At 71.6% G+C, this 24,419-nt stretch carries 21 protein-coding genes and 2 pseudogenes; 12 read left to right on the forward strand and 11 right to left on the reverse strand.

Annotated features, from left to right (window positions below; all coding sequences use genetic code 11):
• Positions 1 to 34 precede the first annotated feature (34 nt).
• Together D474_RS34130 and D474_RS0122960 are read right to left on the reverse strand one after the other, a co-directional pair.
• A pseudogene (locus D474_RS34130) lies at positions 35 to 157 on the reverse strand (patatin-like phospholipase family protein); the annotation flags it as partial.
• Between the two features lie 86 nt (positions 158 to 243).
• On the reverse strand, positions 244 to 1,863 hold the full coding sequence (locus tag D474_RS0122960) for a BCCT family transporter (RefSeq protein WP_017615826.1): 1,620 nt from the start codon (positions 1,861 to 1,863) through the stop codon (positions 244 to 246).
• 356 nt (positions 1,864 to 2,219) lie between these two features.
• On the opposite strand from D474_RS0122960, the gene D474_RS0122965 reads away from it, so the two are divergent.
• The 7 genes from D474_RS0122965 (at position 2,220) to D474_RS0122995 (ending at position 10,048) form a co-directional block, all read left to right on the forward strand.
• Positions 2,220 to 2,795 carry a TetR/AcrR family transcriptional regulator gene (locus D474_RS0122965; protein WP_161628701.1) on the forward strand — a complete coding sequence of 192 codons (576 nt, stop codon included), beginning with the start codon at positions 2,220 to 2,222 and terminating at the stop codon, positions 2,793 to 2,795.
• Between the two features lie 102 nt (positions 2,796 to 2,897).
• Entirely contained in the window at positions 2,898 to 4,073 is a 1,176-nt protein-coding gene (locus D474_RS29760) for an MFS transporter (RefSeq protein WP_051051093.1), read from the forward strand.
• A gap of 151 nt (positions 4,074 to 4,224) precedes the next feature.
• Complete coding sequence (locus D474_RS0122975; RefSeq protein ID WP_017615829.1) at positions 4,225 to 5,718, forward strand: MDR family MFS transporter; 1,494 nt, start codon at positions 4,225 to 4,227, stop codon at positions 5,716 to 5,718.
• A 127-nt stretch (positions 5,719 to 5,845) separates the two neighbouring features.
• The gene (locus tag D474_RS0122980; RefSeq protein ID WP_026118727.1) at positions 5,846 to 6,418 is read left to right on the forward strand and encodes a TIGR03086 family metal-binding protein; all 573 of its coding nucleotides are present in this window, start codon (positions 5,846 to 5,848) and stop codon (positions 6,416 to 6,418) included.
• A gap of 116 nt (positions 6,419 to 6,534) precedes the next feature.
• Complete coding sequence (locus tag D474_RS0122985; RefSeq protein WP_017615831.1) at positions 6,535 to 7,041, forward strand: 2Fe-2S iron-sulfur cluster-binding protein; 507 nt, start codon at positions 6,535 to 6,537, stop codon at positions 7,039 to 7,041.
• Positions 7,038 to 8,030, forward strand: coding sequence for an FAD binding domain-containing protein (locus D474_RS0122990; protein ID WP_026118728.1), 993 nt, complete (start codon positions 7,038 to 7,040; stop codon positions 8,028 to 8,030). Before D474_RS0122985 ends, D474_RS0122990 begins: the two co-directional genes overlap by 4 nt.
• Positions 8,031 to 8,149: 119 nt before the next feature.
• Positions 8,150 to 10,048 (forward strand): xanthine dehydrogenase family protein molybdopterin-binding subunit, encoded by a 1,899-nt coding sequence (locus tag D474_RS0122995; RefSeq protein WP_449289370.1) that lies wholly within the window; start codon positions 8,150 to 8,152, stop codon positions 10,046 to 10,048.
• Between the two features lie 39 nt (positions 10,049 to 10,087).
• Here the strand turns inward: D474_RS0122995 and D474_RS0123000 are convergent, their stop codons facing one another.
• From D474_RS0123000 to D474_RS0123015, 4 genes are all read right to left on the reverse strand, one after another.
• Positions 10,088 to 10,759, reverse strand: coding sequence for a lysophospholipid acyltransferase family protein (locus D474_RS0123000; protein WP_017615834.1), 672 nt, complete (start codon positions 10,757 to 10,759; stop codon positions 10,088 to 10,090).
• 128 nt (positions 10,760 to 10,887) lie between these two features.
• The gene (locus D474_RS0123005) at positions 10,888 to 12,930 is read right to left on the reverse strand and encodes a CocE/NonD family hydrolase (protein WP_017615835.1); all 2,043 of its coding nucleotides are present in this window, start codon (positions 12,928 to 12,930) and stop codon (positions 10,888 to 10,890) included.
• A gap of 2 nt (positions 12,931 to 12,932) precedes the next feature.
• Positions 12,933 to 14,219 (reverse strand): ATP-grasp domain-containing protein, encoded by a 1,287-nt coding sequence (locus D474_RS0123010; RefSeq protein WP_017615836.1) that lies wholly within the window; start codon positions 14,217 to 14,219, stop codon positions 12,933 to 12,935.
• Between the two features lie 61 nt (positions 14,220 to 14,280).
• A complete protein-coding gene (locus D474_RS0123015; protein ID WP_017615837.1) occupies positions 14,281 to 15,210 on the reverse strand; it encodes a threonine/serine dehydratase in 930 nt (309 codons plus the stop codon).
• 98 nt (positions 15,211 to 15,308) lie between these two features.
• Here D474_RS0123015 and D474_RS0123020 point away from each other — a divergent pair, with 98 nt between their 5' ends.
• Entirely contained in the window at positions 15,309 to 16,214 is a 906-nt protein-coding gene (locus D474_RS0123020; protein WP_017615838.1) for a LysR family transcriptional regulator, read from the forward strand.
• Here the strand turns inward: D474_RS0123020 and D474_RS0123025 are convergent.
• On the reverse strand, positions 16,211 to 16,843 hold the full coding sequence (locus D474_RS0123025; protein ID WP_017615839.1) for a trimeric intracellular cation channel family protein: 633 nt from the start codon (positions 16,841 to 16,843) through the stop codon (positions 16,211 to 16,213). The genes D474_RS0123020 and D474_RS0123025 overlap by 4 nt on opposite strands.
• Positions 16,844 to 17,013: 170 nt before the next feature.
• Here D474_RS0123025 and D474_RS29765 point away from each other — a divergent pair.
• Positions 17,014 to 18,355, forward strand: a pseudogene (locus D474_RS29765) (dihydrolipoyl dehydrogenase family protein).
• Positions 18,356 to 18,432: 77 nt separating this feature from the next.
• Here the strand turns inward: D474_RS29765 and D474_RS0123035 are convergent.
• A complete protein-coding gene (locus D474_RS0123035; RefSeq protein WP_017615840.1) occupies positions 18,433 to 19,281 on the reverse strand; it encodes a siderophore-interacting protein in 849 nt (282 codons plus the stop codon).
• 105 nt (positions 19,282 to 19,386) lie between these two features.
• Complete coding sequence (locus D474_RS0123040) at positions 19,387 to 20,397, reverse strand: N-acetylglucosamine kinase (protein WP_193374045.1); 1,011 nt, start codon at positions 20,395 to 20,397, stop codon at positions 19,387 to 19,389.
• A 102-nt stretch (positions 20,398 to 20,499) separates the two neighbouring features.
• Here D474_RS0123040 and D474_RS33655 point away from each other — a divergent pair, with 102 nt between their 5' ends.
• The 3 genes from D474_RS33655 to D474_RS0123055 all read left to right on the forward strand — a co-directional run bounded on the left by D474_RS33655 (position 20,500) and on the right by D474_RS0123055 (position 22,672).
• On the forward strand, positions 20,500 to 20,844 hold the full coding sequence (locus D474_RS33655; RefSeq protein WP_017615842.1) for a GNAT family N-acetyltransferase: 345 nt from the start codon (positions 20,500 to 20,502) through the stop codon (positions 20,842 to 20,844).
• Positions 20,778 to 21,278, forward strand: coding sequence for a sterol carrier protein domain-containing protein (locus tag D474_RS33660; RefSeq protein ID WP_017615843.1), 501 nt, complete (start codon positions 20,778 to 20,780; stop codon positions 21,276 to 21,278). The genes D474_RS33655 and D474_RS33660 overlap by 67 nt, the downstream gene beginning before the upstream one ends.
• A gap of 140 nt (positions 21,279 to 21,418) precedes the next feature.
• Positions 21,419 to 22,672: a GNAT family N-acetyltransferase gene (locus D474_RS0123055; RefSeq protein WP_040704276.1), complete on the forward strand. Its 1,254-nt coding sequence runs from the start codon at positions 21,419 to 21,421 to the stop codon at positions 22,670 to 22,672.
• Positions 22,673 to 22,698: 26 nt separating this feature from the next.
• Here D474_RS0123055 and D474_RS0123060 read toward each other — a convergent pair whose 3' ends face one another.
• Together D474_RS0123060 and D474_RS0123065 are read right to left on the reverse strand one after the other, a co-directional pair.
• Entirely contained in the window at positions 22,699 to 23,742 is a 1,044-nt protein-coding gene (locus D474_RS0123060; RefSeq protein WP_017615845.1) for an aminotransferase class V-fold PLP-dependent enzyme, read from the reverse strand.
• Between the two features lie 13 nt (positions 23,743 to 23,755).
• Positions 23,756 to 24,295, reverse strand: coding sequence for a MarR family winged helix-turn-helix transcriptional regulator (locus tag D474_RS0123065; protein WP_017615846.1), 540 nt, complete (start codon positions 24,293 to 24,295; stop codon positions 23,756 to 23,758).
• Positions 24,296 to 24,419 lie beyond the last annotated feature (124 nt).

Consider the following 24,419-nt stretch of genomic DNA (forward strand, 5'->3'; position numbering starts at 1 on the left):
CGATGGCGCCGTTGATGGCCCCGATGGAGGATCCCACGACGAGGTCGGGGCGTACACCGTGTTCCAGCAGGGCCTCGAGCATGCCGACCTGGACGGCGCCGCGGATGCCTCCGCCGCCCAGGACGAAGGCGACCGGGTGTGGGTGGTGGCTGCTCATCGCTTCAGTCTAGGAAGGCGCGCGTGCGGTGCAGGTCGGGGGCCGCGCCGGCGTGCGGTGCGGCCCCCGTTGCGCCGGAATGCGGGTCAGACCTGGTCGGCGTCCACCTTGGTGGGCCCTGGGGTGTTCTCCTCGCCTGCCTGGGTGGCGGGTTCGGTTCGGGGCGCGGGGACCACTCCCTGTTCCACGGCCATTTCGCGTACCAGGCGTGGTGCGCCCCACAGGGTGGGCAGCAGGATCAGGCCCACGGGGACGGCGCTGACGACGATGAAGGACTGCAGCGCTTCCACGCCTCCGTCGCCGATGAGCAGCAGCACGGCGGCGGCCACGCCCATGCCCAGGCACCAGAAGGCCCGTACGAGCGGGGTGGGTTCTTCACCCGAGTGCATGCTCGAGGTGGAGATGGAGTAGGACATGGCGTCCATGGTCGAGGCGAAGAAGATGAGTGTCACGACCACCATGACCACGGCCATCACCCCGCTCAGGGGCAGGGCCTGGACGATGGCCAGGGCGCTGGCGGGCAGGCCGTCCTCGGCGTAGGCGTCGGAGACCGTGCCGGGGTTCTGGATCTCCAGCCAGAGGCCGCTTCCGCCCAGGGCCGTGAACCACACGGAGGTGACCACGGTAGGCAGGACGGTGGCGCCGACGTAGATCTGGCGGACGGTGCGCCCGCGGGAGATACGGGCGATGAAGATGGCCATGAGCGGCCCGTAGCCGATGAACCAGCCGGCGAAGAAGACGGTCCAGTATCCGAGCCATTCGGCGTCGCCCCGGAAGAGCATCATCGGCAGGATCTCGCGGGCGTGCACGGCACCGGACTGCAGGAACAGGTCGGTGACGAACGGCACTGAGGCCAGGCCGACGATGCTCAGGACCATGGCGATGGCGCCGTAGACGTTGAAGCGGCTGAGGAGCTGGATGCCCCGTGTCAGTCCGGTCAGGACCGAGACGGTGGCGATGAGGGCCAGCCCGATGACGACCACGGCCTGGGTGGCGTAGCCGTCGGGCAGGCCGAAGGCCTCGCCCGCGATGTAGGAGACCTGCAGTCCCAGGAATCCGATGGGGCCGACGGTGCCTGCGACCACGGCCAGGATGCAGGCGATGTCGGCGACGGTGCCCAGCCAGTGGGTACGTACGCGTTCGCCGAGCATCGGCCACAGGAGGGTGCGTGGGCGCAGGGGCAGGCCCTTCTCGACCCCGCGCATCATGACCAGGGTGGCCAGGGAGCCGCCGATGGCCCAGGCGCCGAAGCCCCAGTGGGTGAAGGACTGGGCCATGGCCACGGCGGCGCCGTCCATGCCCCCGGCCTGGTCGGCGTACTGGGGCGGCGGGTCGACGTAGTGGGCGATGGGCTCGGAGGCGGCCCAGAAGATGCCGCCGGCGGCCAGCAGGGTGGTCAGGATCATCGCGACCCAGCGGAACCAGCTGAAGGCGGGGGCGACGTTGCCGCCCATACGGACGCGTCCGTAGCGCGAGAACGCGAGCACGGTCATGATCGCGAGGGTGGCCACGAGCAGGATCTGCCAGTAGGCGCCGAACCAGGTGGCCGACCAGCCGAAGGCGGTGTCGATGGCGGAGCTGACCTGTCCGGGGGCGGTCAGGGCCGCGGCCACGAATGCCACGAGTGCGGACGCGGTCACGGCGATCACCCAGGGATCGGGCCGGCCCCCGCTGGTGGACACACGTGTTCGCAGGCTGGAGAACATGGAAAAGGAGACTCTTCTCGGTCGGGAAAAGGAGCACGGCTGTGTGCGGTGCAGTGCTCGGATGAAGGACGGCGCCCGCCGCACGTGGTGTGCGGGGCGTGATGGAAGGCGGGGCCCGGATCCTGCGCGTCGGGCGCGGCTGGCTCTCTCAGTTCGGGGCTCGGCCTGCGTGGGCGGAGCCCGTGGGGCTCGGCTGCCGGGCAGGCCCTCGGGCGGGCCGTGGCTCATCGTGTGCCCGTCGGGGCACGGAGAACGAGTCTAGGCGCGATCGCGGATGTGGGGGCTGGTCGGGGGAGTGGGACGTGCCACCCCTGGATGTATCACAGGTGTGATACGTTCCGGTGGTGCCTGTTTCCGTGGATCCTGTTCAGCGCCGCCACACGATCGTGGCGGCGGTCTTCCGGCTCGTCGTGGCCGGCGGGGTGGGTGCGGTGTCGCTGCGTGAGGTGGCGCGTGAGGCCGGGATCAACATCGGGTCGGTGCGCCACTACTTCTCCAGTCACCGTGAGTTGATGGCCGCGGCCGCCCATGAGGTGGGCGAGCGCATGGCCGCCCGGTTGGAACGCCACGGCCCTGGCGAGGAGGAGCCCGTCGAGCGGGTGGCGCTCATCGCCGAGGAGCTGTTGCCCCTGGACGCCGAGCGCACCACCGAGCTGATTGTGCTGACCGAGTTCGTCTCCGCGGCCCGTACCGAGGAGCTCTACCGCCCCATGGCCCGCACCATGGCCGCGGACCTTCGCACGGTGTTGCGCGACGCGTTGTCCGGGGCCGGGGCGCAGTGCCCGCACGAGGCGGCCGAGGACCTGGCCGCGCTGGTGGCGGGGCTGGGCCACGACGCGGTCCTGCCGCACGGATCCCCGGGACCGGACGGGATCCGGGCCTCGGTACGCCGTTTCCTGCGCGGAGTGCTGTCCGGCGGGTCACAGGACTGACACCGCCCCCGGCCGGGGTTCGCTCAACCGGCGCGGGGACGACCCTCCCGATCGCCCGCGGTGCGCTGCGGGCACCTCAACCCTGCCCGAAACGAGGTTCCCGTGCCTGTGTGGCTGCTCGCGCTGCTGTTCGCGGCTTTTGTCCTGTACACCGACGACTACGTCATCGCCGGAGTCCTGCCGGAGATCGCGGAGGACCTGGGGGTGAGCCAGTCCCAGGCGGGCCAGCTGGTCACCGTCTTCTCCGTCACCGTGGCCCTGGCCGCGCCCGTGGCCGGGGTGGGTCTGGCCGGCATGGACCGGAGGCGTGTGTTCGGGGTGAGTCTGGCGGTGTTCGTGGCGGCCAACACCTTGGCCGCGCTCACCCCCTCCTACGGGGTGCTCGTGGTGTTGCGTGTGGCGGCGGCCCTGGCCGCGGCGGCCACCACGCCCTCGTTGTTCGCGGTGGCCGCCGCCCGGGCGCCCGCAGGGCGTACCGGCCGCTACATCGCCGTGGTGGCGCTGGGTGTGACCGGGTCCATCGCCGCTGGTGTGCCGATCGGCACGTGGGTGGGCGGTGCGCTCGGGTGGCGGGCCACCTTCGCGCTCATGGCGGTACTGGGTGCGGCGGCTGCGGCGTCGATCCTGGCCACCTTGGACCGCGCCGAACAGGACGGGCATCCACCGTCGCTCTCCGAGCAATTGCGGGTGCTGGCGGCCCCGGCAGTGTCGCTGGGGCTGGCGGCCAACGCTCTGTTCATGACCGGGTCGATGATGCTGATGACCTATCTGGCACCGTTCACGGTGGCCTTGTCGGGGGCCGACACCACCGTGCGCGGCGCCCTGTTCGCGCTCTCGGGGCTGGCGGGCATGGTCGGGATCTGGGCCGGGGGACTGGCGGGGGGCCGTTGGGGCCCCGACCGCGCACTGGCCACGGGCGTGGGGGCCTTCCTGGCCGCCATGGCCGCCCTCGCCGTGCTCTGGGGGCTGCGCCCGGTCCCGGTGTGGACCATGGGAGCCGTCAGTGCGCTCTTGGGCGCGGCGGCCTTCTTCACCTCCCCGGCGATCCAGGCGCGGTTGCACATCCTGGCCGGTCCGGTGGCCCCGCAGGCGCTGGCGCTCAACACCTCGGGCACCTACCTGGGTGTGGCCGGCGGCGGTGTCGTGGGCGGGGTGTTGTTGGCCGCATTCGGCCCCGGTGCTCTGCCGTTCGCCTCGGCCGGGTTCGGGGTATGTGCCCTGCTCAGCCTGGCTCTGGCGGTGCGTGTGGACCGGCGCGGCCGGGTGGCGGTGGCCTGAGGCCGGTCTCACGCTCTGCTCGGCGAAAAATCGATGGTCCGGTGCTGGAATGTCTGATTAACATGGCGGGTTGCATTGCACGGTCTGCAAAAATTCATCCCCCGGGCAGGCCGCCACCACCACCGACCATCACGACACTCCGAGGACACCTGTGACCGGGCAGCCCACCCCACCCGCCTCCGAGGCGGCCGAACCGCAGCGCAATCCGCGCGCGGACCGATTCGTCATTCCACTGTTGTTGGTCTCGGCCTTCATCGTCATCCTCAACGAGACGATCATGGGTGTGGCCCTGCCCGCCCTGAACCGCGACCTGGGGATCTCGGTGGACACCGGCCAGTGGTTGACCTCGGCGTTCATGCTGGTCATGGCCGTGGTCATCCCGGTGACCGGTTACCTCTTGCAGCGTTTCCACATCAGGCGGGTCTTCATCACCGCGATGAGCCTGTTCTCCCTGGGCACGCTCGTCTGCTTCCTGGCCCCGGGCTTCTCCGTGCTGCTGATGGGGCGCATCGTGCAGGCCTCGGGCACGGCGATCATGATGCCGTTGCTGATGACCACGGTGCTGAACATGGTCCCGGCCGACCGGCGCGGGCGCACCATGGGCAACATCTCCATCGTCATGTCGGTGGCCCCGGCGGTGGGTCCGACCATCTCGGGCCTGATCCTGAACGTGCTCGACTGGCGGTGGCTGTTCGGGCTGGTGCTGCCCATCGCCCTGGGCGGGCTGCTGCTGGGTGCGCTGTTCATCCGCAACGTCACCGAACCGCGTGCGGCCAGCATCGACGTGCCCTCGGTACTGGTCTCGGCCCTGGCCTTCGGCGGGTTGGTCTACGGTTTCTCCAGCCTGGGCAAGGCCGCCGAGGCCGACCCGGTGGTCCCGCCGTGGGCGGCCGTCGCGATCGGTGCGGTGGCGCTGGGGGGGTTCGTGCTGCGCCANGTGGTGTTCGTGCTGCGCCAGCGGCGGCTGCAGCGCGGCGACCGTGCCCTGCTGGACCTGCGGGTGTTCCTCTCGCGCCAGTTCTCCATCTCCATCTGCCTGGTGGGGGTCAGCTTCCTGGCGCTGTTCGGCACGTTGATCCTGCTGCCGGTCTACATGCAGTACGTGCTGGGTCTGGACACCCTGGCGACCGGGCTGGTCATGCTGCCCGGCGGTCTGGTCATGGGTCTGCTCGCCCCGTTCGTGGGGCGCCTGTACGACCGGGTGGGTCCGCGTCCGTTGGTGATTCCGGGTGCGGCGCTGGTCTCGGTGGTGCTGTGGACGATGGTGATGGTCTTCGGCACCGGCACCGCGCCGGCGGTCGTGGTGGCCACGCACGTGTTCATGAGCATCGGCCTGGGGCTGATGCTCACGCCGCTGCTGACCGGTGCACTGGGTTCGCTCGACAAGAAGCTGTACTCGCACGGCAGCGCCGTTGTCGGCACCGTCCAGCAGGTGGCGGGGGCCGCGGGTACGGCCACCTTCACCACGGTGATGTCGGCGACCGCGGCGGGGTTGGCCGCCGACGGCACGGGTGAGGTCGCCGCGCAGGCGGCCGGGATCAACACCGCCTTCACCCTCGGCGCGGTCATCTCGGTGCTGGCCTTCGCTGCGACCTTCCTCGTGCGGCGGGGGGCCGCCGCACCGGAGGAGGTCCCGGCGCACTGAGGTCCCCGCTGGCCCCGGGGGGATCGTCCTCCGGGGCCGCTGGTGTACGTTGGCCCGGGCCCGGAGGCCGGTGAACAGGCCGGTCCGGGCCCGAATCACACACCAGACCACCGGGGGGTGCGCACCGATGAGTGCACTGATCGATCTGCACGGTACGGCTATGGCCGAGTTCGACCGCCGCGTCAAGTCCGTCTCGCTGACCGACTGGGCGCTGGAGACCCCGTGCGCGGACTGGGACGTGCACGACCTGGTCAACCACCTGACCACGGAGCAGCTGTGGGTGCCGCACCTGGTGGCCGGGGCGCGCATGGAGGAGATCGGGGACCGTTTCGACGGCGACAACCTGGGTGAGGAGCCGGTGGCGACCTGGGAGTTGGCCGCGCGTGAGGCGCGTACGGCCTGGTTGGCGCCCTCCTCGCTGGAGGCGACGGTGCACCTGTCCTTCGGTGACGCCCCGGCCGAGTTGTACCTGTGGCAGATGACCTTCGACCTGACCGTGCACGCCTGGGACCTGGCGCGGGCGCTGGGTGCGGACGAGGCGTTGGACGCGGACCTGGTCGAGAACGTGTACACGTGGGCGCAGGGGCAGGGTTTCGGTGAGTCCAACGTATATGCGGGCATCTTCGACGAGCCTGTGGCGGTGGCCGAGGACGCCCCGGTGCAGGAGCGGCTCATCGCGCTGACGGGCCGCCGGCCCTGAACCTTGCCGGGTGAGGCCTGCGGCGGCGGAGCCCTCGCCGTGTCGGTTTCGGTGCGTGCATCCAGTGCAACAGACTGTGTGGCGTCGTCGAGGTCGAGAACGAGGGGGCGGCGCCGGTGGAGGCCACCATCACTCTGGACGTGGACGGGGTCCGGCGGGAGTTGACCGTGGACACCCGTACCACCCTGTTGGACGCGTTGCGCGACCGGTTGGGGGAGTACTCGCCGAAGAAGGGGTGCGACCACGGCCAGTGCGGGGCCTGCACGGTCCTGGTCGGTGGGCGGCGGATCCTGTCGTGCCTGGTGTTGGCAGTGGCCTGCGACGGGGACGAGGTGACCACCGCGGCCGGGTTGGCCGGCGGTGAGGGCGGCCCCCATCGGCTGGCTCGGGCTTTTGTGGAGCACGATGCGTTCCAGTGCGGGTACTGCACGCCGGGGCAGGTCTGTTCGGGGGTGGGGGTGCTCGCCGAGCTGGAGGCGGGCGTGCCCAGCCACGCCACCGCCCACCCCGAGGGCCCGGTGGAGGCCTCCGATGCCGAGATCCGCGAGCGCATGAGCGGCAATCTGTGCCGGTGCGGCGCCTACCCGGCGATCGTGGCGGCGGTGCGGGAGGTGGCCCGGTGAAGCCCTTCCGCTACACCAGGGCCCGGGATACCGCTTCTGCCGTGGCCTCCGTCTCGGAGGATCCGGGTGCGCGTTTTCTGGCCGGGGGCACCAACCTGGTCGACCACCTCAAACTCGGTGTTGCCGAACCCGACCACCTCGTGGACGTGCGAGGAGCCCTGGACGCCGGTGTGAGCGAGTTGGCCGACGGGCGTGTGCGCGTGGGCGCGGGGGTGGCCAACAGCGATCTGGCCGCCCACCCCTTGGTGCGTGCGCGCTACCCGGTGCTCTCGGCCGCTCTGTCGTCGGGGGCGTCGGGGCAGTTGCGCAACGCTGCCACGACCGGCGGGAACCTGTTGCAGCGCACGCGCTGCCCCTATTTCCAGAACACCACGACCCCCTGTAACAAGCGTGAGCCCGGCAGCGGGTGCGGGGCCCTGCACGGGCACGGGCGCGACAATGCGGTCCTGGGCATCTCCGAGCACTGTGTGGCAACCCACCCCTCGGACATGGCGGTGGCGCTGGCGGCGTTGGGTGCCCAGGTGCAGGTGTTGACCGAACGTGGTGAGCGCGGGGTGCCGGTCAGCGGGCTTTACCGGTTGCCCGGGGACCGTCCCCAGTACGACACCGTGCTGGAGCAGGGAGATCTGATCACCGCCGTGGACCTGCCGGCGCTGCCGTGGGTGCGGCGTTCGGCCTACCGCAAGGTGCGGGAGCGGGCCTCGTACGCGTTCGCTCTGGTGTCGGTCGCTGCAGCCCTGCAGGTGGAGGAGGGGCGCGTGGCCGGGGTGCGCCTGGCGCTGGGCGGTGTGGCGCCGATGCCGTGGCGGGCCCACCACGCCGAGGAGGCGCTGGTGGGCAGGCAGGCCACCGAGGAGGTTTTCCGGGAGGCGGCGCGGGCCGAGTTCGAGCAGGCCCGCCCGGGCTCCGACAACGCCTTCAAGGTGCCTTTGGCGGTGAACACGGTCGGTGCGGTGTTGCGGTCGTTGGTCGAGGAGGAGGGCGCGTGAGCAGCGTGGAGCAGGGGGCGCTGGGCCGCCCGGACGAACGTGTGGAGGGCTGGGACAAGGTGGCCGGGCGTGCCCGGTACGCCTACGAGCAGCCGGTGCAGGCACTGTATGTGCACCCGGTGCTCTCGACGGTGGCCCGGGGCCGGGTGGTGGCTCTGGACATCGGGCGAGCGCAGGGGTCGGCGGGGGTGGAGGCGGTGCTCACGCACGAGAACGCCGAGCGCCTGGCCGACACCTCGGACGCGGAGTTCGCGGTGCTGCAGGGGCCCGACATCGGGTTCTGCGGGCAGATCGTGGCGGCGGTGGTGGCCCGGAGCCCGGAGCAGGCGCGCCGGGGCGCCGAGCTGGTGCAGGTGGATGAGCACGCCGAGGAGCACGAGGTGGTGCTGGGGTCGGGGCATCCGCGCCTGTACTGCCCCGATGAGCTCAACGCCTACCCGGACGCCGACACCCGGCAGGGGGACCCGGCGGCGGCGTTGGAGCAGGCGCCGGTGGTGCTGGACCGCACTTATCGCACCCCCATGGAGCACAACAACCCGATGGAGCCGCACGCGTGCACGGCGCTGTGGCAGGAGGGGGTCGGGGGTGGGTCGTTGACGGTCCACGACTCCACGCAGGGTGTGCACCCGGTGCGCGAGAGCCTGGCGCAGGTCCTGGGGCTGGGTCGGGACCAGGTGCGTGTGGTCTCCGAGCACGTGGGGGGCGGGTTCGGTTCCAAGGGTTCTCCGCACGCCCACAACGTGTTGGCGGCCTTGGCGGCGCGTGCGGTGCCGGGGCGATGGGTCAAGCTGGCTCTGACCCGGCAGCAGATGTTCTCCCTGGTGGGGCACCGCACGCCCACCATCCAGCGGTTGCGGTTGGGGGCCTCCCGTGACGGGGTGCTCTCGGCGGTGGTGCACGACGTGGAGGAGCACACCTCCACCGTGAAGGAGTTCGCGGAGCAGAGCGCGGTGTGCACGCGCATGATGTACGCGGCGCCGCACCGGGGCACCACCCACCGGCTGGCCGCCCTGGACGTGCCGATCCCGTTCTGGATGCGTGCGCCGGGCGAGGCGCCGGGCATGTTCGCGTTGGAGTCGGCGCTGGACGAGTTGGCGTGTGAGCTGGCGATGGATCCGATTGTGCTGCGTGAACGCAACGAGCCCGACCTGGACCCGGAGACGGGTGCGCCCTGGTCGGACCGCAGGTTGGTGCAGTGCCTGCAGGAGGGCGCGCGGCGTTTCGGGTGGGCCGGGCGTGACGGGCGTGCACGTAGCCGGCGTGAGGGCGAGTGGTGGGTGGGCACCGGGGTGGCTTCGGCGGTCTATCCGCACTTCGTCAACCCGGGCTCGGAGGTCGAGATCGTGTTCGAACAGGGCGTGTACACGGTCTCGGTGGGTGCGGCCGACATCGGTACGGGTGCGCGCACGGTGTTGGGGCAGATCGCGGCCGATGCGTTGGCGGTGCCGGTCGAGCGGGTGCGGGTGTGTATCGGTGACACCGCCTTGCCGCCGGCGACGGTGGCCGGGGGTTCGGCGGGCACGTCCTCGTGGGGGTCGGCAGTGGTGGCCGCGGCCCGGGCGCTGCGGGAGGAGCACGGCGGTGAACCGGGAGACGGTGCGCGTGTGCGGGCGGGCACGCCCGAGGATGCGGTGGCTCCGGGGTATGCGGTGTATTCCTTCGGGGCGCATTTCGTGGAGGCGCGTGTGCATGCCGACACCGGTGAGGTTCGCGTCCCCCGCATGTACGGGTTGTTCTCGGTGGGGCGGGTGCTCAACCCGCGGTTGGTGCGTTCGCAGCTGGTGGGCGGGATGGTGATGGGGTTGTCGATGGCCCTGCACGAGCACACGGTGATGGACGCACGGTCGGGGCACGTGGTCAACCACGATCTGGCCCAGTACCACGTGGCTGCGCACGCTGATGTGCAGCGGGTGGAGGCCGAGTGGTTGGAGGGCGCGGACGTGCGGGCCACGCCTATGGGTTCGCGCGGTGTGGGGGAGATCGGGATCGTGGGTTCGGCTGGGGNAATCTTCCGTTGACGCCGGACCGGTTTCTGGTCGATCCGCGCGTTTAGCGGGTCAGCCCTTCTCGGGTGAGTCGTTGTAGCCGGGGGCGCGTTCCTGGCCGGACAGCGCGGCGATGGCGTCCATGACCTCGTCGGTGATGACGCGGCGGGCCTTGCCGGGGGCGAGGTGGTCGTAGCCGGTGGAGAAGTCCAGGGGCTCGCCGAAGCTGACGCCGAAGTGGTGGGGGCGGGGCACGTTGGTGCCGATGGGCTGCACGTCCGGGGTGCCCGACAGGGCCACGGGCACGACCTGGGCCTTGGACTCCATGGCCAGGTGGGCGATGCCGGTACGGCCACGGTAGAGGCGGCCGTCGCGCGAGCGGGTGCCCTCGGGGTAGACCACGCAGGCCTCGCCCTCGGCCAGGCGTTCGAGCATCATGTCGAGGGTGAGCATGGCGTCGCGTGCGCTGTCGCGGCGCACGGGCATGGCCCCCAGGGTGCCGAAGGTGGTGCGGGTGGCCCAGCCCTTGAGTCCGCGGCCCTCGAAGTAGTCGCTCTTGGCCAGGAACCGGACCGGGCGCTGGGGCAGGGACAGGGGGATGACGACGCTGTCGACGAACGACAGGTGGTTGCTGGCCAGCAGGACCGGGCCGTGGTCGGGGACGTTCTCCCGGCCCTGGACGGTCGGTCGGCAGGCCGCCCGGGCGATGGTCGCCGCGGTCCGGCGCAGCGCACCGTAGAGCACATGTCCCCCTTGTGAGCAGGTCGTGGTGAATCAGTCCAATGTAAGGGGTGACCGGCGGGTAACCATGAGCTGGCGCACAGACAGTGCCACAGCTCACCTTCCGGGCGCGGGCCGGTCGGTGTGTGTGCTCACACGTGGTCCCGGGGGATCTGGGTGGAGTGGATCTTGGAGAACACCCTCTCTCCGGCTTCGTGGGCGTCCAGCGTGGCGTGCAGGTGGAAGTGGCTGGGGCTCGAGGTGAGTACGGTGCGGGTGGTGGTGCTCACCTCCCAGTCGCCGCGCCGGAAACCCATGGTCCACACGGTCTCGCCGCGCACCGAGTCGTAGTCGTTGGCCACCCAGCTGTAGTCCTCGACGGCGCGGCGGGTCAGCTCCAGGCCGATGTCGTCGAGGCGGATCGTGCCCAGGTCCTTGACCACGTTCAGCGAGGACCGGTAATGCACCAGGTCGTGGGACAGGTCCCAGCGCTGTTCTCCGGGTGCGAGCGTGGTGGTGTCGATGGGGGCGGTGCCCTCGGGTTCTCCGAAGGGCGCGGGTTCGGGGCCCGAGTCCTGTGGCCGTGAGCGCTCGGGAAGCAGGACGCGGGTGTGCGGCCCCGGGTGTACGCGCAGCATGACGGGTTCGGGTGAGGGCCAGGCCAGGGGCCAGTAGGAGGTGGAGACCGCGACCCTGATGCGGTGTCCGGGCGGGAAGGCCTGCGCGATGCCGTTCAGGGCCACCGAGACGCAGTACCTGCGGCCGGGCTGGAGTTTGCGGGGGTGTTCGTGGTCGGCGTCCTCGGCGGCGTGGGTGAGGTTGAGCAACCCGTAGGTGACGCGGGTGGCCTCGCCGTCGGGGGCCACGTCGGACAGGCGCACCGCAACCATGGCGTCGGGGCGGTCCACCGACAGTTCCAGGTCGACCACGGGTGAGCCCAGGATCTCGAGGCGTTCGGTGAGCGGGCCGCTGTCGAAGACCATCGACCCGCCGTCCTCCTCGCGCTGGTCGTAGGGCAGGTCCGGCGGGGCGTTGTAGGAGCACCACTTCCCGGCGTACTGGCCGGTGGACAGTGGTGAGGACAGGGTCAGGGGCGCCTGGTCGGGGTCGGCGGTGTGTCCGGGGGCGAGAATGCGTCCCGGGGCCAGGTCGTGGACGGCGGGTTCGATGCTGGGGGAGGGCCAGGTGTTCTCGCCCACCCAGCGGCCCGGGCGTTCGTCGTAGTCGGTGGAGGGTTCGACGCTGTCCTGCATCCAGGCGCGCAGCATCGGGGCGTCCATGACGCCGTTGTCGGTGCCCTTGAGCCAGCGGTCCCACCAGCGCACCAGTTCCTGCAGGAACCCGATGGCAGGGCCGGGCTGGCCCAGGTGCGGGTACTTGTGGGACCAGGGCCCGAGCAGGCCCAGGCGGGGCACGTCCAGGCCGGCCAACAGGCGAAAGACCGAGTTGGAGTAGCCGTCGGCCCACCCGGACACCGCCATGACCGGCACCTCGATGGCGCCCAGGTCCTCGGCCACCGACCCGTGTTTCCAGTAGTCGTCGCGGCGCTGGTGGCGCATCCAGGTCTCCAGCCACAGGCCGCTGTGTTCGAGACGTTCGTGCCAGAGCTGACGCCAGCGCTCACCGACCAGCTCAGGGTCGGGCGGGCAGGAATTGTAGGCGAACATGGTCGAGGCCCAGGAGAGGTTGTCGGCCAGCAGGCAGCCGCCCATGTAGTGCACGTCGTCGGAGTAGCGGTCGTCGGTGGAGGAGGCGGTGACGATCGCGCCCAGGCTCGCGGGGCGGCGTGCTGCCACCTGCAGGGCGTTGAAGCCGCCCCAGGAGATGCCCATCATGGCGGTGGTTCCGTCGCACCAGGGTTGTTCGGCCAGCCAGGCCAGGACCTCTTCGGCGTCCTGGAGTTCCTGTTCCAGGTACTCGTCCTGCAGCACGCCCTCGGAGTCGCCGCTGCCGCGCAGGTCCACCCGCACGCACGCGTACCCGTGCCCGGCCGTGTAGGGATGGTGGATGGAGTCGCGGTGGGCGGTCAGGTCGCGGCGCCGGTAGGGGATGAACTCCAGGATCGCCGGGACTGGGTGTGCGTGGCTGTCCAGGGGGCGCCAGATGCGGGCGGCCAGGCGGGTGCCGTCGGTGAGCGGGATCCGTACGTACTCGTCCTCGCGGATCGGGCACGGGAGCGTGTCCACGGTGCGCATCGTCAGTCCCCCGGTGCGGTGTTGGGGTCGGTGTCCTGGATGTCGAAGTCGAGTGCGCGGGCGCAGGCGCGGTAGGTCTCCTCGGCCTCCTGCGGGGTGTCGGCGCCCACGAAGACGTCGGCGAGTTCGTAGCTGTAGGCGTCCTGTCCGCCCAGGTCGGAGAGGTATTGGCCGGGTTGGGCGGTGATCTCGATGTGTACGCCCGGGTGGTCGTGTTCGATGCGTCGGACCTGGTCGGGGGTGGGGGCCGCGCGCACCAGGCCGTCGTGGAAGCGGCGCAGGAACCATTTGGCTGCGAACGGGTAGTGGCCGCCGCGGCCGTGGCGGGGTTCCTCGCCCAGGGCGATGCGCAGGGGCGCCTCGTGGTTTGCCAGCCCGTCCACGCTCTCGAACAGGGGCGCGTGGGACTGGGAATGGCGGGGGTTGATCTCCAGCAGGGTGAGGGTGTCCCGGTCGGGGTCGTGGAAGTACTCGACGTTGAAGGCGGTGTTGTCCAGGCCCATGTGGGTGATGACGCGCCGGGTCAGGTCGGTCAGGCGTTCGCTCACCCGGGTGCTCTGCCGGGAGGGATATTCGTAGCACAGAAAGCTGGAGGTGCCGGGATAGCAGTCGGAGTCGACGATGCCGTAGATGTGCGGGTGGGAGCCGTGCACGTACCCCTCGACGGTGAGTTGGCGTCCGTTGGCCTCCTCCTCGGCCAGGCCGGCGGTACCTCCGGCGCGGGCGATGGCCTCGGGCAGGTCGATGCGGTCCATGACCCATTGGAAGGGTGCGCCGACGCGGCCGGCGCCCTCGCGCAGCTGCTGCAGCGCGTGCTGGTACTCCTGGTCGCCGGTCACGCGGAAGGCCAGTTCGGAGGAGAAGGCCTTGACCGGTTTGAGCCAGAACGGATAACGCAGGTCCTGGGGCGGGTCGGGCCGGTCGAGGTCGACCTCGGCGAAGCGGGGGACGGCCTCGGGGACCACGGTGCGCTGTTCGAGCCTGCTCCAGTACTTGTGTTCGCAGCGCACGATCGCGTCCAGGGGTGCGTGGGGCAGGCCGCGGGGTTCGCACAGGAGCGGTACCAGAGAGCTGACGGGAAAGTCCCAGTAGCCGATGATGGCGTCGACGGTGCCGTCGAAGGCCTGCAGTTGCTGCTCCGCGCGCTCCAGAAGGGCGGGCATGTCCAGCTCGCCGGTGGTCAGTTCCTGCAGTTCGAGCAGTGGGTGGATGCGGTGGTCGCCGGGCAGGGCGCTCAGTTCCTGACGGTTGTGGTCGTCGAGCCCGAGGACGAAGACGTTCGTGGTCATGGGACCTCCCCCTGTAGAGGTCCATGTACGTATCGGCGCAGGTTGAAACCCCGCAGCGGGGTCAGTCGGCGGGGCGCCAGTCGGCGTTGGCGCCGCAGATGACCAGGCAGGGGTTGTGGCCGGGCACGCGACCGGCCAGCCAGGCGGCGAAGGGCACGGCTGCGGCGGGTTCGGTGGCGATGCGCAGCTCGCTCCACAGGCGGTCTCGGGCCTGGATGATCTCGTCGTCGCTGACCAGGGCCGGGGTGATGGGGTGGGTGCGCAGGACCTCGAAGGGGACCTGCCCCAGTGTGGCCGCGCCCAGGGCGGAGGAGGCGACCGAGTCCACGGGGGTGGTCACGGGGTGGCCGGCCTCGAGGGCGGCGTGCAGGCTGCGGCAGCCGCGGGGTTCGGCGCCCACGACGCGGCGCCCGCCCGCGCCCAGGCGTACGCCCGCGGCCAGGCCGCCCCCGCCCACGGCCACGGCCACGGTGTCGCACTCGGGGGCGTCGGCGGCCACTTCCAGGCCGATGGTTCCCTGGCCGGCCACGACCAGGGCGTCGTCGAAGGCATGCAGGTAGCGCACGTGGTCTCGTTCGGCGTGGGTGCGGGCGGCCTCGGCGGCCACGGCGTAGTGCTCGCCCACGCGCACGATCTCGGCGCCGGTGGCGGCCAGGGGGCCGGCCTTGGCCTCGGGGACGGTCTCGGGTACGTAGACGGTGGCGTGTTTGCCCAGCAGGCGTGCGGCGGTGGCGACCCCGAGTCCGTGGTTGCCGCCGGAGGCGGTGATGACCTGGTCGGTGTCGGGCTCGGCGATGAGGGCGTTGAGGGCTCCGCGCAGCTTGAAGGCCCCGGTCAGCTGCAGGTGCTCGAGCTTGAGGGTGAGCGGGCGTCCGTCGATCTCGGTGTGCATCACCGGGGTGCGGCGGGCGTAGGGAGCGATGTGTTCGGCGGCGGCACGCACGTCGGTGGCGGTGGGCGCGAGCGTGGTGGGTGCGGTCTCGGGGCTCATGCCTCCACTGTGCCGCTACTGGGGATTAACATAAAGTTGTTGCTGCTAAAGATCATTAAGCAGAACTTTGCGTCAGGTCATGTCTGCATGGAGGTGCTGTGCTCGACGCCAACCGGGTGCGTGTGCTGGTGGAGATCGCCCATGCGGGGTCCATCGCCGCAGCCGCCGAACGCCTGTCCTACACACCTCCGGCGTTGTCACAGCAGCTCACCAAGTTGGAGCGCGAGGTGGGGGTGGCGCTGATCGAGCGCGGCCGGACGGGGGCGAGTCTGACCGAGGCCGGGCGTGTACTGCTGGAGCGCGGTGAGCGGGTGCTCGGGGAACTGCGTGACGCCGAGCGTGCGGTGCGTGCGGTGGGAGGGCAGGAGCCGAGCCAGTTGTCGCTGGGCGCGTTCGCCAGTGCGGGCAAGGTTCTGTTGCCCCAGACGTTGGCGCTCTTCGGTCACCAACACCCGCACGTGCGGTTGTCGCTGTTCGACGTCGAACCCCCGGGCGGGCACGGCCAGGTCACCTCGGGGGAGCTGGATCTGCTCATCACCCACCGGTATCCGGGGGTGCCGTTGCCGCGCACCTCGGGGTTGCACCGTGAACGCATCCTGGTTGACCCGTTGCTCGCTGTGGCGCCCCAGGGGCATCCGCTGGCGGACGGGCCGCTGTCGTTGGCGGACCTGGCCGGGGAGGAGTGGATCTGCGGTGCCCCGGGCATCCACAACCGGATCAGTCTGGACACCGCTGCTGCCGAGGCGGGGGTGCGCCTGTCGGTGGCCTACGAGACGCGTGACTACGAGGTGGCGTTGGCGTTGATCGAGGCGGGTGTGGGGGTTGCACTGGTGCCGCAGTCGATCCTGGGCGCGGCGCGCAACGGGGGGTGGGTCAGCCGTCGGCTCAGTGACGTGGCCCCGGCCCGGGAGATCTACGCGGTGCACCGTAGGCGTCCGCCCGAGCCGGTGCCGGCCATGGTCGCGACGCTGCGCGGGGTCGCCGCGCAGGCACCGGGGTTCTAGACGGGCGGGGCGCCGGGCGGTGGCGGGGCGTTCCAGTTGTAGCGCAGGGACAGCACACGCACCGAGAAGCACAGCACCGCGCCGGCGAGGGCGAACCAGACCGAGTCCAGGCCGACGGTGTCGGCGAGCACGACCACGCCCGCGCCGAGCAGGGCGGGGATGGCGTACAGGCGGGAATTGGCGCTGAGCACGACCGGGATCCGGTTCAGGAGCACGTCGCGGATGGTGCCCCCGCCCACGCCGGTGATCACGCCCAGCAGGACGGCCTGCAGGGGGCCGAAGCCGTGCTCGAGGGCCCTGGTGGCGCCGATGACGGCGAACAGGCTCAGTCCGGCGGCGTCGAAGAGCTGGATGGGGGTGGCCAGGTGGCGCAGCTGTCGGCTCAGGAAGTAGGCCAGGGCGCCGCCGCCCAGGGCGGTGACCAGGTAGCGCCAGTCCTGGAAGGTGGCGGGGGTCTGGCCGAGCAGCACGTCGCGGATGATGCCGCCGCCCAGGGCGGTGGCCACGCCCAGCACAATGACCCCGACGATGTCCACGCGTGCGGTACGGATCGCGGTGAGGGCTCCGTCGAGAGCGAAGGCGAACACGCCGAGCAGGTCGAGGGTGAGGATGACGCTCTGGGTGGACATGGGGCGGGGCCGGGCGGCGCTCTCCCTCCCGTGTGCTGAGGGCCGGGTGATTGCCGCCAAGTACACCACGGCGCCGGTGCTGTGGCGCGTGTCAGGGCGTGTCGGGTGCTGCGGGCACGGCACGGGAAGGACAGCATCGATGCGGTGGACGGACACACGGGGGGCAGGCGATGGAACATCTGGATGCGGTCGTGGTGGGCATGGGGCCCGGCGGTGAGGCGGTGGCCTCGCGGTTGCTGGCCGAGGGCAAACAGGTGGCGGTGGCCGAGGCCGACCTGATCGGGGGTGAGTGCGGATACTACGCGTGCATCCCCACCAAGGTGCTGCTGCGCGGACCCGAGGCGCAGCGGGAGGCGGCCGGGGTGGCCGGGCTCTCACGTCCGGAGCTGGACTGGGAGGCGCTGCGTTCCTACCGCGACGGGATGATCCGTCATCTGGACGACTCCGCGCAGGTGGACGGCTACCGCGACCAGGGCGCCCGTGTGTTCAAGGGACGCGCCCGGATGGTGGGGCGCGACCCTTGGCGGGTGATGGTCAACGGCACCGAGCTGCGGGCCGACCACGTGGTGCTGGCGACCGGTTCGCAGCCGGTGGTGCCGCCGATCGAGGGACTGGCGGGGGTGGGNCAACCGGGAGGCCACGACGCTGACGTCCATCCCCGAGCGGGCGGTGGTGGTGGGCGGCAGCGCCGTGGGTGTGGAGCTGGGCCAGTTCTTGGCCGAGCTGGGAAGTCGGGTCACGGTCGTCCAGCGCGGGCCGCGGCTGCTGGACCGTGAGGACGGTCGTCTGTGCGCGCTGGTCTCGGAGCAGTTCGAGCGCGACGGGATCGACGTGCGTACCGGTACACAGGTCTCGGCGGTGGGCCGTGACGCGCACGGGGTGGTGGCGCACCTGGACGACGGGACCCGGGTGGAGGCCGACGTAATGGTGTTGGCGGCCGGTCGCCGACCCCGGGTGGAGGGGCTGGGTCTGGACGAGGTGGGTGTGGACACCGGCGGGGGCGCGGTGGCGGTGGACGAGCGGTGCCGCCTGGCGCCGGGTCTGTGGGCCGTGGGTGACCTGACCGGGCGGGCGATGTTCACGCATGTGGCGTCCTACCAGGCCCGCGTGGTCACCGACAATCTGCTCGGTACCGACCACCGGGCCGACTACACGGGGGTTCCGCGGGTGGTCTTCTGCCATCCGGAGGTGGCTGCGGTGGGTCTGACGCAGGAGCAGGCGCGCGGGGCCGGGATGGACGTGGTGGTCTCGGAGGTCGACCTGAGTGAGGAGCTGGCCCGCCCGTGGACTTTCGAGGCCGAGCCGCGAGGACGGTTGGGGTTGGTGGCCGACCGTGCGTCGGGGGTGCTGGTGGGGGCGTGGGCGTTCGCGCCGCTGTCCTCTGAGTGGATCCACACCGCGGCGTTGGCGGTGCGTGCGCAGATCCCGGTGAGTACGTTGCGCCGGTCGATCTTCCAGTTCCCGACGTTCGCGCAGGGGTATCTGGCGGCGCTGGACCGGTTGGAGACGTGAGCGTCCGGCCCGCAGAACGCTGTGCCCGCCGGTCCCGTCGCAGGGGCCGGCGGGCGCTGTGCTGTCACGGGGGCGGTTCAGCCGGCGGGGGTGGCCAGGGCGGCTTCCTCCTCGGCCTCGATGCCGCGGTGCCATTCGCCCTTGGTGGACTGCCATGTGTCCTCGTTACGGCCCAGGCGCCAGTAGCCGGAGACCGACAGCAGTTCCTTGGGCAGGGTGTGTTCGATGCGTAGCAGGCGGCGCAGGTCGCGTACGGCGTTGGCCTCTCCGTGTACGAAGGCGTGGATGCGGCCGGCGGGGAATTCCAGGGCGCGCACGGCCGGCACGAGTGCGGAGCCGACCACGCCGCGGCCGCGGTGGAGCCAGTGCAGGTGGATGCCCTCGCCGTCGGGCAGGTCGAGTTCGTCGTCGGGGCCGGCGACCTCGATGTAGACGTGGGCGCTCGCGCCGGAGGGCAGGTCCTCCAGGGCGGCGGCGATGGCGGGCAGGGCGCTCTCGTCGCCGGCGAGCAGGTGCCAGTCGGCCTCACGGGAGGGGCTGTAGGCGCCGCCGGGGCCCGTGAAGTGCAGGGTGTCGCCCTCGCGGGCGGCCTCGGCCCAGGGGCCGGCCAGGCCGGTGTCGCCGTGGGTGACGAAGTCGAGGGTGAGCAGGCGTTCGCGGTGGTCCCAGTGGCGGACGGTGTAGGTGCGGGTGGTGGGCCACTCCGAGCGAGGGGCGTTGTTGAGGGTGTGTTCGAGGTCGGCGGTGGTCAGGCCCTCGGTGGTGGGGAAGAGGAGCTTGACGTAGGTGTCGGTGTGGCCGTTGGTCTCGAACCTGTCCAGGCCGGGGCCACCCAGGACGATCCGGACCATGTGCGGGCTCAGCCGTCGGGTCGATGCGACCGTTCCGGTGTGCACGGTCCTCTTGCGCGGCTTCTGCTCGGCCACGGGTGCTCCTTTCCGCCTGACGTGATAGTTAGGTTAGCCTAACCAAGTACACCGTAGAGGGCGACCGGGGATGCCGCAAACCGCCCGTGGCAGGACACGGCGGGTTCACCCCCGGCCCCTGTCCTGCAGAGTGAAGGCCGCGTGCAGCCCCCGGTCGGCGGCGTGCGCCCCGGCGCGCACGGCGGCGGTCCAGGCGGCCGCCCCGGCCGTGCACCCGGCGGTCGCCACGGTGGCCCCGGGGCCGAGATCGTGCACGAGTGCGGCGCGCACCGGGCCCGGGTGGGCCAGGACCCCGCCCGCCAACACCACCGGGCTGCTGTCACCCGGTTCGTGCACCTGGCGCACGGACGCGGCCAGGTGGGCACCGGCCCGGGCGGCGATGTCGTGGGCCAGCGGGTCGCCCTGCAGGCAGGCCCGGCTGACCAGGGGTGCGAGCTCGGCCAGGCCGATGGGCGGGGCGGCCGTCAACGCCCGTGCCAGGGCGCGGGCACGCTCGCGCGGGGGCTGGTCGTCGCTGCCGGGTAGGGCGTGGGCCAGCACCGCCCGCGTCAGGGGGCCGATCTCCCGGCCCTCGGAGAGCTGTCGTGCGCTGGCGCGTGCGGCGCGGTGTCCGATCCAGAACCCGGAACCGGAGTCGCCCACCAGCCACCCCAGGCCGTCGGCGACGTCGGTGCGGGTGCGGTCCCGGATGCGGGTGGCGATCGCGCCGGTCCCGGCGATGAGGACCGCGCCGTCGGGTTCGGGGGTGCCCGAGGCGAAGGCGATCTCGTCGTCGCCGGTGAAGACCGCGCCGAGCCCGGTTCCGACCCGCTCCAGGGCGGTGTGCATACGGGCACGCACCGAGGGCTCGGCCAGGGCGGAGACCCCGGCCAGTCCCACGACCGCGGCCGACAGGCGCTCGCGGGCGTCGGAGCCGGCCCGGTCCAGGGCGGCGGCGACCGCTTCGGCGAGCCGGCGGGCGGCGGTGTCCACGCCGTGGGAGTTGGGGTTGGCGCCGCCGGAGAAGGCTTCGCCCAGGCGTGTTCCGTCCGGGGCGGCCACCAGCGCGCGGGTCCCGGTTCCGCCGGCGTCCACGCCGAGCACGAGCGGGCCGCAGGAATGGGTCGATGTCGTCACGTGGCGGTGCCTTCCCCCACAGACCGGCCCTATGCGCCCGCGGTGCTGCACCGCGCGGAAAAACACTGGCCGCTCGTGCACAGGCCCTGATATTCCTCGACCATGGTCGACTCTGCGGGCCACGGGCCCGACCCCGCCTGGACGGTCCGTGCCTACACCGAGGCCGACCACCCCGCCTACACCCGGGTGCTCAGCGAGGCGCTGCTGCTGGACCGGGCCGGGTTCCGGCGCCATGTCGAGCTGCACCCGGTCCCCGACCACGGGCGGGTCCTGGTGGCCACCGACGGACACCGCGTCGTGGGCACCGCCCAGGCCCTGGAACTGGAGCTGACCCTGCCACAGGGTCCGCGCCCGGTGGCGGGCATCACTGCGGTGGGGGTGTGGCTGGCGCGCTGGACCCGGCCGCCCGGATCGACCTGTACGAGCACCTGTTCTCCTGCGACCTGACCGCCCGGGTGGAGTTCGCCCGTCTGCCCCTGGACGAGCCCTTGCCGCTGGTGCTGGTCGATGGCCGGCTCCTGCACCGGGGGCCCTACGACTCGCTGTGGTTGCGACTCGTCGATCTGCCGGGGGCGCTCGCCGAACGCATCTGGGCCGCCCCCGTCGATGCGGTCCTGGCGGTGACCGACCGCTATGCGCCCTGGAACGAGGGGACCTGGCGCCTGCGGGCCGGCCCCGAGGGCGCCACCGTCGAGCCCACCGGTGCTGCCCCCGACGTGAGCCTGGATGCCGCACATCTGGGCGCCTCCTACATGGGGCAGGTCGGCCTGAGCAACCATCGCGCGGCCGGGACATTGACCGAGCACGAACCCGGTACCGTCGAGCGTCTGGACACCGCTCTGTACCGGCCCACTGCCCCCTTCTGCGGCACCGTGTTCTGAGCCGCTCCCTTTCGGTGGACACCTTCCGTCGCAGGTGCCGGGGTCCGCCGCACAGGTCCGACGAGCACGTCCCCCCGCACATCCGCGCACGAGAGAGGAGACCGGTGCCTGCGTCCCTGCCCGCAGGCACCGACACCGCCATGAGCACAGTCGCCCCCTGGACGGTACGCGGCATCGACCGCGATGAACTGCCGCAGGTCGCCGAGGTCGCCCTGACCTCCCTGCTGGCCCCGTCCCTGCCCGACGAGATCGAGCAGCGCGTCCGCCGCTTCCCCGAACGCAACGGTTACGGCCGCATCCTGGCCGCCACCGACGCGGGCGGGCGCATCGTGGGCACCACCCGCACACACGCCTTCGACATGGCCCTGCCCGGAGGTGTGCGCCGCGTGGGAGGGGTGACGGGGGTCGGTGTGTGGCCCACGTACCGGCGCCGGGGTGTGCTCAGTGCGCTGATGCGCCGCCAGATCGCCGAGCTGCACGAGGCGGGTGAGCACTACGCCGCGCTGTGGGCTTCCGAGAGCGGTATCTACGGGCGTTACGGGTACGGGTTGGCCGCCACCGAGGTCATCGCCGGTATCGACGTGCACCACGCGGGCCTGCGTGCCGACGCGCCTCGCGACGGCGACCTGCGTGTGGAGCTGTGCCGTGCCGGTGCGGCACGGGACGAGGCCGCCGAGGTCTTCGCCCGAGTGGCCCGCACCCAGGTGGGGCGCTTCGTCCGGGACGAGCTGTGGTGGGACATCCTGACCAAGGACGACCCGGCCGAGCGCGCCGGCAAGGGGCCGCTGCGCCTGTCGGTCGTGCACGGGGCCGAGGGCCCGCTGGGTTATGCGCTGCACCGGGCCGAGCGCCGGTGGCAGGCGCAGGGGTCCGCCAGTGTGCTGCACGTGGTCGAGGCGGTGGCCACGAGCCCGGTCGCGTACACCGCCCTGTACGAGCACCTGTTCTCCTTCGACCTGGTCACGCGGGTGGAGTTCGCCTCCCTGGCCCAGGACGATCCGCTCAACGACCTGCTCGCCAACCACCAGCGGCTGGAATCGACGATGGTGGACTCGCTGTGGATGCGGCTGGTGGACGTGCCCGCGGCGCTGGGCGAGCGCAGCTATGCGGCCCCGGTGGAGGCGGTCCTGGAGGTGGCCGACCGCTACGCCCCTTGGAACGAGGGCACCTGGCGGGTCGAGGCCGGACCGAACGGGGCCCGGGTGGAGCGCACCGACGCCGACCCCGACGTGACTCTGGACGTGTCGTTCCTGGGCGGGGCCCTGTTGGGGCGGCGCCCGCTGCTGGGGCCGCTGCGTGCGGGGCTGCTCACCGAGCACACATCCGGCACCGTCGCCCGGTTGGACACCTCCTTCTTCCGGGCCGATGCTGCCTTCTGCGGCACCGTGTTCTGACCGGCGTTCCGCCAGCCGCTCGGGGGTCAGCGCAGGGCACGCAGCAGCGTGTCGGTGTCCTGCTCGGTGTTGTACAGGTGGAAGGAGGCCCGCATGCGCCCGTCCCGGGCGGCGGTGGTGATGCCGGCCTCGGCCACGCGCAGGGCGGTGCGGTCCGACACGGGCAGGGACACGATCGCCGACCCGGCCGGTTCCAGGTCCAGTGCGGTGCGTACCCGGTCGGCCAGGGCCGTGTTGTGGGCACCGATCGCGTCCGGGCCGACCTCTTCCAGCACCTGCAGGCTCTGGGCCAGGGCGGTGGCCGCGCCCCAGACCGGGGCCTGGTCCAGGCGGCGGGCATCGGTGGCGGGCGGGGCTTCGGCCCCGTAGAGCGATTCCCAGGGGTGTTGGGTCGCGTACCAGGAGGCGGCCAGTGGGCGCAGCAGGGCCAGGGCCTCGTGGGTTCCGGTGAGGAAGGCGGTCCCACGCGGGCCCAGAAGCCACTTGTAGGTGGAGCAGACGGTGTAGTCGATCGGTATCGCCGGAAGGGGCAGCCATCCGGCAGACTGGGTGGTGTCCACCAGCAGGCGGGCGCCGTGGTCGCGGCAGGCGGCGGAGATCTCCTCCAACGGGGCCGGAGAACCGTCGGAGGACTGGACGGCCGAAACGGCGACCAGATCGGTGCCTGGGCGCACGTGTTCGGTCAGCTCCGACAGGGGCGCTTCGCGCACCCGGATGCCGGGTGTGCGGGCCAGGGGTTGCACGGTGGAGGCGAACTCGCCCTCGGGGGCCAGAACCTCGGCGCCCTCTGGCAGGGAGGCGGCGATGGTGCCGACCAGTTGCGCGGTGTGGGTGCTCAGGGCCACCCGGTCCGGGCTGAGGCCCACCAGACGTGCGTAGGCCTGGCGTGCCTGCTCGGTGGGTGCATCGCCCTGGGAGGGTTGGAACGTTCCCGTGGCGATGGCCTCGGTGTGCTCGTCCAGCGCCCGGCGTGCGGGACCCGGGAGCAGCCCGTGGGAGGCGGTGTTGAGGTAGGTGCCGCGCGGGGTGAAGTGGGCGCGGGCCCGCTGCAGGGCGTCGGATGCGTGCATGCAGTGGTCCTCGTCAGTTGCGGAACTTGGCCTTGGCGTCGGTGGATCCGGCCATCAGCTTGTTGAGCAGCCGTACCAGTTCGGTGCGCTCCTCCGGCTCCAGGGCCTGGGCCCAGGCGCTCTCGCGAAGATTGTGGGCGCGGAAACCTCCGAGGATCGCGCCGTAACCCTCCTCCGTCAGGCTCAGCTGGAGCGCGCGGCGGTCGTGACTGGCCCGTGCGCGCACGATGAACCCGTCGCGTTCGAGGGTGTTGAGCAGGGCGGACAGGGCAGCCCGGCTCATACCGGAGATCTCGGCGGTGGTCTTGGCCTCCATGGGGCCGGCCAACCAGAGCGCGAAGATGACACGGAACCCGGGCCAGGTCAGCCCGCGGGGGCGGTGGACGGTGGACTCCAGGTCGTAGACGACCATGCTGGTGGCCCGGTTGAGGGTCAGCACCATGCGCATGGCGTCGGTGTCGACCGCGGGGAGTTCCTGCTCGGCCTTGCGTACGGCGTAGTCCACGAAGGACCAGAAGGTCAGTGCATCGGGGGGAGCGGTCTGGCGATTCACTGGTCCAGCCTAGATGTGTTGTTGGGGATTGTGGACGGGGGCGATGGTCCCGGGTGAGGGTGTGGGGGCATTGCCTCGGAGGTGTTGGGTGGTGTTGCCTCGGGGGTGGTGGTTCGTCGGGGGT

The sequence above is a fragment of the Nocardiopsis salina YIM 90010 genome, from assembly GCF_000341025.1.
GTDB classification, from domain to species: Bacteria; Actinomycetota; Actinomycetes; order Streptosporangiales; family Streptosporangiaceae; genus Nocardiopsis; species Nocardiopsis salina.